Origin of the sequence: Flavobacterium sp. ASW18X, from assembly GCF_005144745.1 — a bacterium.
Lineage (GTDB): Bacteria > Bacteroidota > Bacteroidia > Flavobacteriales > Flavobacteriaceae > Croceivirga.
Window position 1 is genome coordinate 19,512 of sequence record NZ_SWKK01000012.1, and the last position, 13,981, is coordinate 33,492.

Below are 13,981 nucleotides of genomic sequence, written 5' to 3' on the forward strand. Positions count from 1 at the left end.
TTTACTAGTTTGCAGTTTTACAACTAAAATTACAAAATATCAGCTTAAATTATGATTTCATACTTCATATAATTCTAACGGTAATTGGTCTGGGTCTTCAAAAAAAGTAAATCGTTTTCCCGTAAGTTCATCTATCCGGATAGGTTCTGTAGCAACATCAAAAGAATGTAAGCGTGCAATAGCATCTTCTAAATTGGTTACACAGAAGGCTAAATGACGCAGACCAGCTGCTTCTGGTCTAGAAGTTCTTTGTGGTGGATTGGGAAAAGAAAAGAGTTCAATACAATACTGCCCAGCAACGTCTAAATCTAATTTGTAAGAAGCCCTAGCCTCTCTATAGGTCTCTTTACGAATAGAGAGACCTAGAATCTCCGTGTAAAAATGTTTCGACTTTTTATAATCAGAACAAATTATGGCGATATGGTGTATACCTGTAAACATTAGTCTACCATGAACAGGGCATTAGCAAAAAATAGCTTGCCGTTTTCCCAAAAACCTCTGAATAGAGGATTATCTACCATATAAATTACTTGTCCACGGCCGTAGTTTTGATTGCCAAAAACAAGGGTATTGCCCAGTTTTTTTTGTGCGTTAGTACCTGCAAAACCAGAAACTGGAGTAGCATCTTTCTCTAAGTAAACTGCGTTGCCTTGTTTTAGATAATCATAACTGTCTGTGCCTAGTTTTAACGTAAAGTAGCTGTTGCCATACCCATATGCCAAAGGATTACTATTATCTACTCTAGTTTTAAAAATAGCTCCGGTAATAGCATTTTTCATTCGCTCTCGTTCTATGGCATGGCTAGGCGTAGGGGATGTAGCTTCAGTTTCCTTTTCTAATTCTTTTATTTTTAGACCAAACCCATTACTACCGGTTAAGCTTTTTAAGGCGCCACCCATAGCAATAAGTTTGCCACCTGCTTTAACCCAATCTTTAAGCTCTGCCATGGTGGTCTCATCCAAATAAGAATTGTAACGGCCATTGGGCAAAATCAGTACATCATAGGCGTCTAAATCTATATTTTTAAAATAAGCTTCGTTTAAAATGGTCACAGGATAGTTCAATTGTTGCTCAAAGAAATGCCATACTTCTCCAAATTGTAGGGTGGAGCTAGGTTTACCATTAAAGACTGCAACCTTAGGCTTTTTAATCATTCTTACAGCACTAGAACCAAAATCTTTGCCGCCATCCACAAATCCGGTGTTTACAGCCTCTAAACTTTTATAATGTTTGGTAGCTACTTCTTGTAATGTTGTTTCAAAATCAGCCACTTGTTCGTTATCGGTTTTGGTAATAATAAGACTACCACGTTCAAAAGATTTTCCATTAAGTGTAAAAGAATGGTGTGCCGCACGTATTTTTATTCCTTTTTGGAGTAATTCTGCTAAAAAACGAGCATCGTACATACTGTTCCAATCTGTTACATGCGCATACGCATTAGAGGTTACTTTGGTTGTAATAGGTTGGTCCATGAAATTTTGCTTGCTAACCGTATTTGTGCTTGCTACGGCATCCAGACCGTACGCATAGGGTAAAGACCAAGCCGTGATATCATAAGTTAAAGAATCACTCAACTTGGCAGCGGGTTCAAATAATACTTTTACCATGGTACCTTTGGGTTGGTTGGTAGAAACCACTAAGCTATTCTCATTACTTTTTAAAGAAGTCTGGCGATTGGTTTGGTAGCCAAAACCCTTAACGGTACTGTTGGTACCTTGATGATATGCTATTTCATGTTTGTTCAATAAAGAACTAAGTGCTCTAATTTTATCAACATCTCCATTTAAAACATAGTCTTTATAGGTAAAGTTTTTTTGCTGATAGAACTTTTTAAACTCGCTATTTAGACGTTGTGTGTTCCTAGCGGCTACTTCTACTGTAGATAAGCCTGTTGTAAAATGGTGGTCTATACGTTCTTGTAGCGTAAGCGTGTCCCCATTTTTTGTAATAATACCTAAGCCAGCACGGCCACTCCCGCCTTGCTCATACGTCATCCCAATACTTCCATTATACATAGGGTAGGTGTCTCCATAACTAGGATAGAGCAAATCAAAAACCTCCTTGGTGAAATAAAACCAACCCTTGGCATCAAAATATTTTGCATGATTTCTACCTATAGTCTCTTGAAATTCGCGTTGAAAATCGGTTATCACCTCATGGTAAGGTTCTGCAGCAGGTGCAAAATAATATGGATTATCTACACCTTGTTCATGAAAATCTACATGTACATGCGGTAACCATTGATTAAAAATTTTTAATCGTTGTTGACTTTCCACTTGGGTCAACCATGCCCAATCCCTATTTAAATCGAACATATAATGATTACTTCTGCCAGACAACCAACCCTCGTGATGCTCTACACTATTTGGGTCTACCTGATTAGGAGTGTTTTTATTCTGATTATACCAGTTTACATACCGATCTCTACCATCCGGATTAATACAAGGGTCTATAATAACTATGGTGTTTTTAAGATATTCTTTTTTATCGGTCAATAAACTGTAAATGGTTTTCATCGAAGCTTCTGTACTTACGCTTTCATTACCATGAACGTTATAACTTAACCAAACGATAGCCTTATCATTAGTGCCAGTGCCCGTAGTATTTTTTAAATGCTCTTTGCGTATTTCTTCTAGATTAGCTAGGTTTTCTGCACTAGAAACATAAGCCAGTTGTAAAAGTCTACGTTCATTAGTCTTACCATAGGTAATTAACTTTACATTTTCTGGTGCTACAAGAGCTAAATATTTATAGTAACCTACAACCTCATGGTGTCTGCTAAATTCTGTTCCAAGTTCATATCCCAAAAACTCAGAAGGACTTTTAAGAGTCTGTGCATAAGTGTTTAAAGCGATAGAAAGGACTAGTAGCGTAAAAATTTTTTTCATAAATGTGTTTGATTGTGGCGTAAACTCAAAGCTAGCAATATTTTTTGCAAGCGGCAATTAACGAAATTTTTAGGCTTCTACTGTTTGAAGTAACTTATCTTTAACCCGATTTTTTTCTTGAGTTCATGGATGTAGACTGTATACCTTACCAAAAAACCGGTTATTTTTCCAAGCTTATTTGCGATTATATTTCAGAAGAGCCAAAGCTTTCTAAATTCTATGGACACTTTCCTAGAATTGAAAATTTTGAAGCACAGATTAAGACAAAAGAACAATCGTTTTCTGTAACAACAAGAAAAATATTGGTACAGGCCCTTAAAGCACAGTATCAAGGAATATCCGCATCACCCAATACACAAGCAAATATAGAGGCACTGGGCTTAGAAAATACGTTTACTGTTGTTACAGGACACCAACTGAATTTGTTTACAGGACCCCTTTATTTCTTATATAAGATTATTAGTACAATTAATCTTACCGAAGAATTACAACAAAAGTACCCAGATAAAAACTTTGTGCCTGTGTACTGGATGGCAACAGAGGACCACGATTTTGAAGAAATAAACTACTTCAATTTTAAAGGCAAGAAAATACAATGGAATAAAAAGGCTGCTGGACCAGTGGGTAGGTTAGATACTACGGGTTTAGATGAAGTATTTAAGGTGATAGAGGCTCAAATGGGAACTACCCAACGAGCAGAAGAACTAAAAAAGTTATTTAAAGAGGGGTATTTACAGCACGCTACTTTGACGGAGGCTACACGGTATATTGTAAATGAATTATTTAGGTCTTACGGACTAGTTATCGTAGACGGGGACGATGCTGATTTAAAGCGATTGTTAATACCGTACATGAAAGCAGACATTTTAAATCAGCAGCCTTATGCGTTGGTTTCTAAGACTATAAATGCTTTGAGCAATGCTTCTGAGGATTATAAAATTCAAGTAAATCCAAGAGAAATTAACTATTTCTACATTAAGGATAATTTGCGAGAGCGAATTGTACAGCGTGGTGCCGATTTTTTTGTAAATGATACTGAGATAGCATTTTCTAGGGAAGCACTCTTAAATGAGATGGATGCGCATCCAGAACGGTTTTCTCCTAATGTAATTGCTAGGCCGCTATACCAAGAAGTAATTTTACCTAATTTATGCTACATTGGCGGTGGCGGAGAATTGGCGTACTGGCTACAACTTAAACAGTATTTTGATGTATTAGAAGTTCCTTTTCCTATACTTCTGCCGCGGAATTCTGCTCTATTAATAACCCAGAAAGTAGTGCAGAAGATTCATAAAATGGAGTTGTCTGTTGAAGATTTATTTTTAAAACAGAGTAGGTTAATCAATAAGAAAATTAGAAAAATATCTAATATTGATATAGATTTTACACCACAAAAAAAGGCCCTAGAAGCACAGTTTAAAGCACTTTATGAGTTAGCGGAGCAAACCGACGAATCCTTCATCGGAGCTGTGAAAGCACAAGAAGTTAAGCAAAAAAAGGGATTAGATAATTTAGAAAAACGTCTTTTAAAGGCTCAAAAATTAAAACTTAAAGACCATGTAATTCGTATTACAGAACTTCAAAATCAATTATTCCCTAATTATTCGTTACAAGAAAGACAACTCAATTTTTCTGAGATGTATTTAGAATATGGAGATGACTTAATTACAATCTTAAAAGAAAAGTTGCGTCCACTTCAGTTAGAATTTTTAGTGTTACGGGACTAAAAACTGACTCTCCCATCCATCATTTTGCTTGGTAAATTCAATACGTTGATGTTGGCTGTCTGTGAGTTTTAAATATTCTAATGTTGTGGTTTCTATTTCTACTTGGCAGAAAAAGTTTCGGTCACTCAAATAATCAATACCATCTGTTGGTGTTATAGTGCTTCCCGGAGCTTTTTTGGTGGTATAGTCTTTCTTTGCTTTATCAGATAATTGCGTCCATATTTTTTGCAACTCTTTAGTTTCCGTAACAATAGTCGCATTCCCAGTAAAAAGGAGTTGTATTTTTTTTTCTGGATGATAAAATAGTGCGGATATGGTGGAGTTGTTTCTTAATTGTTCCACTTTCGCAGAGCGTTTATCTGTGTAAAAGATTAATTTAAAATCTCCTTCTATAGCCCTAAGTACTACAGTTCGTTGTTTTGGCGTTTTACTTGCTATGGTGCCACAGGTAAAATATCTAAAGGGATGGCTATAAGTGTTAAGTGCTGTTTGGAGTTCTTTTTTGATGCTTTGTAAAACTAATTGATTCACTTTAAAACTTTTTTTAAAAATAATTCAATTTTAGGGTAGGGTAAAGCAAAAACTAATTGTTATACTACAAATTGCTTTGATTAAAAAGCAAAGCTTTAAGTATGTGGATTAGTTAATTCATGTGTTTAGGTTGGTTTTGATTTAAAATTAAAAGCCCCGGAGTGGTTCCCGGGGCTTTTGCCATTTATTATGTTGACTTGTTTTAAAACAAATCTTTAAAATGAGATTTTACTTCAAACAAAGTCGCTTGTTTCATATCATCAAACCGAACGTCTGCATGGCCAACACGCTCCTTAGGGCCTATCCCTACAGCGTGGAAACCTCCTGCTTTAGCAGCATCAACACCGCTTTCGGCATCTTCATAAACTACACATTCCTCTGGCTTTAACTCAAGTTTCTCTGCTCCAAACAAAAAGATATCTGGCGCAGGTTTACTTTTACTTACACTATTACCGTCACCAATTACATCAAAATATTTGGTAGCATCTAGTTGTGCTAAAACTTTAGTAGAATTTTTACTTGCACTGCCTAATGCCACTTTAAAACCTTCTTGTCTTAAATGTGTAAGTAATTCTCTAGCACCAGGCAAATAGTCCTCAGGAGTAATTTGGTTTAAACTTGCTACGTAAATCTCATTCTTTTTAGTAGCTAGTTCAACTATTTCTTTTTCTGGTAAACTTACAGCGTTGTGGTCCATAATAATACCTATGGAATCTAACCTAGAAACACCTCTAAGTTTTTCGTTCACTTCACGGTCAAAATTCCAGCCCATCTCGTCAGCAAGGGCTTTCCAAGCAAGAAAATGTAGTTCAGCGGTATCCGTAATTACACCGTCCAAATCGAAGATAAATCCTTTTATCATTTTAAATTTTGGTTTGGAGCACAAAGAAAGGTTTTAAATTGTTAAGAAAAAAGCTACAGAATGTTATATGTGCCTAGAATAATTAAAAATAAGGATAATCTTTAGGTTTATAGGTAGTTAGAAAAAAAATAATGTCCTAATTACCTCATAATTAATCAATTTCAAAAGAACTGATAATAATCTTTAAAATTACCTTTCGGTACTATTTCAAATTGCTATTTTTGCTCATGCATAACCAAGTTTTAATCCTCGATTTTGGTTCCCAGTATACTCAATTGATCGCCAGACGCGTTCGGGAACTTAACATTTACTCAGAAATTAAACCATTTAATAATCCGCCTAAGGATTTATCTCTTTACCAAGCTGTGATACTTTCTGGTTCACCACATTCAGTGAGGTTAGACAATCCTCCGCATCCAGATTTATCGCAAATAAGGGGCAAAAAACCATTATTAGGTATCTGTTATGGAGCACAATACTTAGCTCATTTTAGTGGAGGTAGCGTAGCACCATCCGCTACTAGAGAGTACGGTAGGGCACATCTGTCTAAGTTTAAAACAGATGAAGCGTTTTTAAAGGGTATAGACGAAGGTACTCAGGTGTGGATGAGTCACAGTGATACCATTAAAGAATTACCAGAAAACGGAGTGTTATTGGCAAGTACGGAAGATGTTGTCAACGCAGCATACCGTATAAATGGGGAAGATACCTACGCAATACAATTTCATCCAGAAGTGTACCACTCCAAAGACGGAAGTACGTTTTTAAAGAATTTTTTAGTAGACATTGCAGGCTTAAAGCAAGACTGGACACCCACAGCATTTGTAGAGGAAACTGTATCTGAGTTAAAAGAAAAAATTGGTGATGAGCGCGTAATTTTAGGACTTTCTGGTGGTGTAGATTCAAGTGTTGCAGCCATGCTTTTGCATAAAGCTATTGGTGAACAATTACATTGCATCTTTGTAAATAATGGTTTACTGCGTAAGAATGAGTACGAGCAGGTTTTGGAGCAGTATAAAGGAATGGGGCTAAATGTTAAGGGAGTCGATGCTTCGGCACGTTTTTTGGATGCTTTAAAAGGGGAGTCGGATCCAGAAGGTAAACGTAAAATTATTGGCCGAGTATTTGTTGAGGTTTTTGATGATGAATCACATCAAGTAGAAAATGCAACATGGTTGGCGCAAGGAACCATTTATCCAGATAGGATAGAATCAGTATCTGCAAGTGGTGGGCCATCGGTAACCATAAAAAGCCACCATAACGTAGGTGGTTTGCCAGACTATATGAAGTTGAAGATTGTAGAACCTTTACATTTATTATTTAAAGATGAGGTAAGAAGAGTGGGTAAGAGCCTAGGCATGCCAGACAATATTTTAGGCAGGCATCCTTTTCCTGGACCAGGATTAGGTATTCGTATTTTAGGTGATATTACCGCAGAAAAGGTGTCTATGTTACAAGAGGTAGATGCCATTTTTATTGAAGGTCTTAAAAAAAGTGGACTTTACGACAAAGTTTGGCAGGCCGGAGCCATGCTTTTACCCGTAAATAGTGTAGGGGTAATGGGAGATGAACGTACGTACGAAAAGTGTGTAGCGCTAAGAGCGGTAGAAAGTACTGATGGTATGACGGCAGATTGGGTTAATTTACCTTATGAATTTTTACAGAAGGTATCTAACGATATTATTAATAAAGTAAAAGGTGTAAATAGAGTGGTGTACGATATTAGTTCTAAACCACCAGCCACTATAGAATGGGAATAATGAAAAATTCTTTTATCACTGCATTTTGTGTAGTTTGTACGTTTGTTTTGGGTACGTTTTGTGTTTCTGCACAGCAGCGTTATATAACCCACGGGGTAGAAAAGGGAGAAACACTATATAGCATTGCTAAAAAGTATAGGGTAACTCCGTTTGCAATTCTTAAAGAAAATCCTGAAATCACAGATAGGGAAAATATAAAACCAAATACAATTTTGGTCATTCCTGTGAGTGAAGACATAGATGGAGCTACAGAAGAAAAACCTATAAAGCCTAAGCCCGAGGTTCAAGAAAATCTAAACCAAGATAGGCCTATTGGCTACACTAGGCATAAGGTGCGTAAAAGAGAAACTTTATTTGGTATTACCAAGGCTTATAATATTACAGAAGAACAATTAAAAAGATACAATAAAGAGTTGTATGCTACACCCCTTAGAAAGGGAATGGTTTTGCAAATTCCTAAATATCCAGAAGTTCCTGAGGAAGAAGAAACAGATATCGAATTTTTTCAATATCAAGTACTGCCTAAAGAAACTAGGTGGAGTATTGCTAATAAATATGGTATTACCGTAGATAGCTTAATAGCTCTTAATCCTAATTTGCCAAAGAATAGTAGTTATTTGGCAGAAGGGCAAGAATTACGTTTGCCAAGGCCTAAAGGCGATAGCTTAAAAGAACAACAAGTAGGGATATTTGAGTCGTATACCGTTCCAAAATCAATTGGGATTTATAGAATTAGTCAGAACTATGGTATCCCTGTAGATTCAGTCATTGCACTAAATCCAGAGATAAAAGACTTAGGCGGCTTAAAAGAAGGTATGGTGTTGCGTTTGCCTAAACGTAAGCCTAATGATGAGATAGTTAACACTGAGAACTTTATTTTTTACCAAGTAAAGCCTAAGCAAACGGTATTTACATTGACTAGAAATTTAAAGATTAGTAGGGATTCTCTTTTATTGCTCAATCCAGAATTAGAAAATGGACTAAAGGCTGGCATGGTACTTAAATTACCAAAAAAGAAAGAAGAGGTACTGCAAGTTAAAAACGCCCTAGTGATTGATCAAATTAATTTGCTAGACAGTATAAATGTGGTAAACAAACCCAATCTAATGTTTTTGCTTCCCTTTAGGTTAGATAGAGTAGATTTTTCTAATAGCGATAAAACGCAAAATCAAATTACAGGTAGAAAAGACATCAGCTATGCTATGGGCTTATATTCTGGTGCTATGATAGCATTAGATAGTTTAAAGCATTTAGGAATTTCTGTAAACGTAAAAGCCTTTGATACGGAAAGAAACGCGGATAAGGTTAATGCAATTTTAGCACAGCACTTGTTAGGTATAGATGCTATTGTGGGACCAGTAGATCCTAGTTTATTGAATACAGTAGCAGCGCAGGCAACTCAAAAAAATATTCCTGTGGTGGCTCCATTTGCATCCGCTAACGCGGTGAATTTTAACAACGTTTTTTATTCCATGCCTAATGATGAGTTGTTGAGAAATACATTGTTAGATTATATAGAAAAAAATAGAACTAAAGAACAAGTTATTGTTATTGCAGATGCCAAACACCTAGAGGCTAGGCAAGCTATTTTAAAACGATTGCCCTACGCAAGAGTAGCCAATATGGCTAAAGACGGGTCGTTACACCTAGTAGATTTTAAGGGAATGCTTACTAGAAATGAAGAGAATTGGGTTATAGTAGAAACAACGGACGAAAGTTTAGTGGCTAGTGTTAGCTCTATTCTTAATGCATCTAACCATAATAATGAGACTGGAGGTAAAACTAAAGTTCGTATGTTCACTACCAATTATAATAGTGCCTTTGAAGGAGAAGATGTTTCTAGACCTCATTTGTCTAATTTAAAATTCACCTTTCCTGCACCGTTTAAGGTAGATGAAACAAGTTCTTTTGTAAAAGCTTACAAGAAAAAATATGGAATAGATCCAGATAGGTATGCAGTAAGAGGATATGATATGACTATGGATTTAGTTTTAAAATTAGCTTACAAGAAAAATCTATTTGAAACCAATAAAGAAATTGGAGTAACGGAGTACAGTGGAAATAAGTTTGATTACTACCATAAATACACTGCGGGTTATTACAACAATGCTGTTTATGTACTGGGTTACGATAATTTGTATATTAAAGAGCTAAAATAATTAGGATGACTTCTAAAGTAACATATACCGGAGATTTAAGAACAACTTGTGAGCATTTACGTTCTGGAGCCGAGTTTGTAACTGATGCCCCTACAGATAATAATGGACTAGGACAGGCCTTTTCACCAACAGATACAATAGCTACAGGTTTGGCCAGTTGTATGCTTACTGTAATGGGTATAAAGGCTAGAGATATGGGTATAGACTTGGCGGGTTCTACTGCTAATGTTGCTAAATATATGGATAGCAACCCTCGACGAATTTCTAAAATTGAGGTAGAACTTAGTTTAAGAGGGGTGCAAGAACAAAAGCAGCGCACAATTTTAGAACGTACAGCAGAAACCTGTCCTGTACACTACAGCTTACACCCAGATATAGAAAAGGTAATTACATTTAATTGGGATTTAGAAAAGGAATAATTGTTGTTAGCCTCTTATTAGGTTTTGTTCTTTCTGCGCAAGATAAAGAAGCAGGAGTACCATGGCAATCCAAGCAAAAGCTAAGCTGGAGTGATTTTAAAGGTAAAATACCTAAAGACGCTGCCGCCGCCGCAACTACAGCAAGCGGAATAACCTATAATTACTCTGCCAATATTTGGTATCATGAGGTTAAAGTTACAATCACTATTACCGCATTCTTTTACCCTAATCAATCTTGGTATAGACCAGAGCTAGTAAATGAAAGGGTATTGCAACATGAGCAGTTGCATTTTAATATTACTGAATTGTATGCACGCAAGATGAAATTAGTTGTAGAGCGTACCGCTTTTACAGAAAATGTAAAAGAAGAAATACAAAAAATTTACAAGGATACGCTTAAAGAAATGAAAGATTTACAAGAGCGCTATGACTGGGAAACCAGTTTCTCTAGAAATGCAGAGGCCCAACAACGTTGGAACAAACGCATTGCAGAAGCCTTAGAAAGGCTTAATGATAAAGCGTAGTGCTCTTGTAAATACTAACAAATGTGTTTTGTTACCAATCGGTAACAGAACCCCAGTTTTCTCCGCTTTTAATACGGTATAATTGCATTTCAGAGATACCGAACTGCTTTGCAATCATTTTCATACGGGTTCTTCTGTTTGGATCGTGGATCTTTCTTTTGATCAACTTAACTTTTGCCTCTGTTAGTTTGGCGTAAGTTCTTTTCCTAGGTCGGTTCTTGTAGGCAGGATTGCTGAACTGGTGTTCCTCTTTCTCCTTTTTAGTAGCCCATTTAAGGTTTTCCACCCTATTGTCCTTCTTGTCGTAATTTACGTGGATTACGTACTGGTCGCCTTCTTTTTTCTCTAGAAAATGCTCTGCGACTAACTTATGGACGTATCTACTCGTAGATTTTCCATTTTGCTCCTGCTTCAATGGAAGGTTCTGGTATCCGTTGATAAAAGATTCAGTTACCAAAAATTCTTTATCTCCTTTACAGTTGATGACTCTACCGTAATTGGAAATCTTGAATTTGGCATCTTTTGAAATCTTTTCATCAAACTTAATCTCCTTCCATTCTTCGTTCCAAAAATTCCTAATCATTTGCTATCACTTAAAAGTTTTTATTTCACTAATGTGTATCCCCCATAAAAACTAGGGGAAATGTACAAAAAAACGGGGGGTTTTATAGTATTAACCGTTAACAGGTTTAATTAAAACGCTGAAAATTAATAAAATAATATTAAAAAAGTAAGTATAATATTACAAAATTGTTAATCAAAGACTAATAAAAGCAAACTTAAACCATAAATTTTAACAATAATTTATAAGTTATGCAGGGGTAAATACATGTATTTAGCGCTCCCAAGGTACCTCTGTGGCATTAAAATAGTTAATAGAATTGCGTTTTAAGTATGGAACTTGTAGGCCTAACCGTTTTTTATACGATTCCCAATCATAAAATTCTTCTTGTGTCCAGCCTAATTCTGCTATTCCAATAACTCTTGGAAAAGCAAGGTATTCTAAATCATCGCTATTAGTTATCGTTTCTGACCATAATGGTGCTTCAATCCCTAATATATGTTCTTTCCCTAATCCTTTTATAAAAGTGGATGGCCTCCACTGGTAAGCAGAATCTACAGGTATAAATCCTGCCCAAGTTAACCCTAGTTTGGTATTTGCATCATACTTCATATCTAAGTACGATTTGTTGCCGGGACTCAAAACTATTTTAGCTCCTTTTTTAGCCGCTTCTACGGAATGATGTTTTTCTTTCCATAATTGATGAATGGTATTGCTAGAAATATCGGCTTGGGATATTTCATTCCATCCCATCATTTGTTTACCATGTTGGTTTACAATAGCTTCAACTTTATTGATAAAGTGTAGGTAATCTTTCTTTTTGGTAGCGAATGTCTCGTCACCACCAATGTGAAAATACGGGGACGGGGAAATAGCTGCGAGTTCACCAATTACATCATCTATAAATTTATATACAGTGTCTTTACGGGTATCTAAAGTGCTAAAGCCTACTCGCATTCCAGTGTAATTGTTTACAGATTTTCCATTACCATTTAAAATAGGATAGCTGTAAACTGCCGCATTGATATGACCAGGCATGTCTATTTCTGGGATAACTTCTATATGCCGTTCTGCTGCATAGGCTACAATTTCTTTATAATCTTCCTGTGTGTAAAATCCGCCTTTTGTACCGCCAACTTCTGTCTTAGCACCTATAGTTGTTAGTTTTGGCCACGATTTTATTTCTATGCGCCATCCTTGATCATCTGTTAAATGCAAGTGAAACTTATTTATTTTATAGTAGGCCAATTGGTCCAGGTATCTTTTTACTTCTGCTACAGTAAAAAAATGTCTTGCCACATCTAACATTGCTCCGCGGTAAGCATATTGTGGAGCGTCTATTATTTTTCCACTAGGTATTAGCCACATGGAACTACTGCTTATTGTGTCATTAGCCGCTTCGGGAATAAGTTGTCGTAGGGTTTGAACGCCTCTAAAAGCACCTGCCGCAGAACGTGCACTCAATAAGATAGTATCATTCTGTATATAAAGTTCATAAGCCTCAGGAGAATCCTGTGCTAAACTGTCTGTTTTAGTGATATAGATAATACGCCTTACACTCTCATCTATACTGGTATTGACGCCTAATTCTAAGGGAGTAACTTCTTTTATTTTATTTGCTAAAAATTGTCCTACCGCTTCAAAACCAGTGGCGCTTTGGTCTGTAAAAATTACGGTACTACTATCTAATCCAAAGGCCGTATGGGTAGGTATTACTTTAATGGGTTTAGGTATTAGGGCATTTACAGATAAATCCGTTTTAGGATATTCAATTTTTTTCTTCTCTTCTTTACATGATAGTAAGGCAAGTAGTAAAGAAAATATGGTTATGGATTTTAGAATGGTCGATTTCATTATGGCTTGGTCAATAAAGAAATTGTTTTAGTTGTTGGTGCCAGATATCATAACCCGTGGGATTCATATGTAAGCCATCTGCTATGAAAATATCTTTACGTAGTTTTTTGCCATCGAGCATTGCATACCAAACATCCGCATAACTAATATTGGGAGAATTTTTGGCCAGTTTATCTAATTTTTTGTTGAGACGTTTGTACTTTCCTTTCAATTTCCAGCGGGCAATACTAGGCTTGGTAGATATAAGTACTACTTCTAAATCTGGGTCGTATTTGTAAAGTCGTTCTAAAACTTCTTGTAATGTTACTATAATTTCTTTAGGTCTTTTTTTGGCTGAAATATCATTATCTCCTTCGTAAATAAATACTTTTTTAGGATGGTAACGTAACACCACATCATCTAAATAATGTAATAAATCACTAGTTTGTGAACCGCCAAAACCTGTATTTAATACTTGATGTTCAGGAAAACATTCTTTTAGGTTTTTCCACATTCTTATACTAGAGCTACCAGTAAAAATTACCGTGGCTTTTTCTTGATTCCAAAGCGAATCATTATGCTTTACCAACGCAGTTATTTCGTCTTTAAATACATCTTGGGCGTTAGTAGATCCAATTACACACAGAAGAGATATGAATAGATAAAATTTATTGAGCATAATATTCTTATTAACTATGGAAGGTAAAGATTTTTTT

12 protein-coding genes are annotated in these 13,981 nt (G+C 35.9%); 5 read left to right on the plus strand and 7 right to left on the minus strand.

Annotated features, from left to right (window positions below; genetic code table 11):
• Positions 1-57 precede the first annotated feature (57 nt).
• Both FBT53_RS09080 and FBT53_RS09085 read right to left on the minus strand, forming a co-directional pair.
• Positions 58-441 carry a VOC family protein gene (locus tag FBT53_RS09080; protein ID WP_136950871.1) on the minus strand — a complete coding sequence of 128 codons (384 nt, stop codon included), beginning with the start codon at positions 439-441 and terminating at the stop codon, positions 58-60.
• Positions 441-2,888 carry a M14 family metallopeptidase gene (locus tag FBT53_RS09085; protein WP_136950872.1) on the minus strand — a complete coding sequence of 816 codons (2,448 nt, stop codon included), beginning with the start codon at positions 2,886-2,888 and terminating at the stop codon, positions 441-443. The genes FBT53_RS09080 and FBT53_RS09085 overlap by 1 nt, the downstream gene beginning before the upstream one ends.
• A gap of 125 nt (positions 2,889-3,013) precedes the next feature.
• Here FBT53_RS09085 and bshC point away from each other — a divergent pair, with 125 nt between their 5' ends.
• A complete protein-coding gene (bshC, locus tag FBT53_RS09090; RefSeq protein WP_136950873.1) occupies positions 3,014-4,615 on the plus strand; it encodes a bacillithiol biosynthesis cysteine-adding enzyme BshC in 1,602 nt (533 codons plus the stop codon).
• Here bshC and FBT53_RS09095 read toward each other — a convergent pair.
• Both FBT53_RS09095 and pgmB read right to left on the minus strand, forming a co-directional pair.
• Positions 4,604-5,146 carry a pyridoxamine 5'-phosphate oxidase family protein gene (locus tag FBT53_RS09095; protein WP_169630345.1) on the minus strand — a complete coding sequence of 181 codons (543 nt, stop codon included), beginning with the start codon at positions 5,144-5,146 and terminating at the stop codon, positions 4,604-4,606. The genes bshC and FBT53_RS09095 overlap by 12 nt on opposite strands.
• 202 nt (positions 5,147-5,348) lie before the next feature.
• On the minus strand, positions 5,349-6,008 hold the full coding sequence (gene pgmB / locus FBT53_RS09100; protein ID WP_136950875.1) for a beta-phosphoglucomutase: 660 nt from the start codon (positions 6,006-6,008) through the stop codon (positions 5,349-5,351).
• A gap of 227 nt (positions 6,009-6,235) precedes the next feature.
• On the opposite strand from pgmB, the gene guaA reads away from it, so the two are divergent.
• The 4 genes from guaA to FBT53_RS09120 are packed head-to-tail and all read left to right on the plus strand — an operon-like array spanning position 6,236 to position 10,870.
• Complete coding sequence (guaA, locus tag FBT53_RS09105) at positions 6,236-7,768, plus strand: glutamine-hydrolyzing GMP synthase (RefSeq protein WP_136950876.1); 1,533 nt, start codon at positions 6,236-6,238, stop codon at positions 7,766-7,768.
• Positions 7,768-9,927, plus strand: a complete 2,160-nt coding sequence (locus FBT53_RS09110) for a LysM peptidoglycan-binding domain-containing protein (protein WP_240729798.1) — start codon at positions 7,768-7,770, stop codon at positions 9,925-9,927. Before guaA ends, FBT53_RS09110 begins: the two co-directional genes overlap by 1 nt.
• Before the next feature lie 5 nt (positions 9,928-9,932).
• Positions 9,933-10,346 carry an OsmC family protein gene (locus FBT53_RS09115; RefSeq protein ID WP_136950878.1) on the plus strand — a complete coding sequence of 138 codons (414 nt, stop codon included), beginning with the start codon at positions 9,933-9,935 and terminating at the stop codon, positions 10,344-10,346.
• The gene (locus tag FBT53_RS09120) at positions 10,325-10,870 is read left to right on the plus strand and encodes a DUF922 domain-containing protein (protein WP_240729799.1); all 546 of its coding nucleotides are present in this window, start codon (positions 10,325-10,327) and stop codon (positions 10,868-10,870) included. Before FBT53_RS09115 ends, FBT53_RS09120 begins: the two co-directional genes overlap by 22 nt.
• Positions 10,871-10,901: 31 nt before the next feature.
• Here FBT53_RS09120 and FBT53_RS09125 read toward each other — a convergent pair whose 3' ends face one another.
• From FBT53_RS09125 to FBT53_RS09135, 3 genes are all read right to left on the minus strand, one after another.
• Positions 10,902-11,453: an HNH endonuclease gene (locus FBT53_RS09125; RefSeq protein ID WP_136950879.1), complete on the minus strand. Its 552-nt coding sequence runs from the start codon at positions 11,451-11,453 to the stop codon at positions 10,902-10,904.
• A 252-nt stretch (positions 11,454-11,705) separates the two neighbouring features.
• Positions 11,706-13,286: a family 20 glycosylhydrolase gene (locus tag FBT53_RS09130; protein ID WP_136950880.1), complete on the minus strand. Its 1,581-nt coding sequence runs from the start codon at positions 13,284-13,286 to the stop codon at positions 11,706-11,708.
• A 10-nt stretch (positions 13,287-13,296) separates the two neighbouring features.
• Entirely contained in the window at positions 13,297-13,944 is a 648-nt protein-coding gene (locus FBT53_RS09135; protein WP_136950881.1) for a GDSL-type esterase/lipase family protein, read from the minus strand.
• Positions 13,945-13,981: the final 37 nt, after the last annotated feature.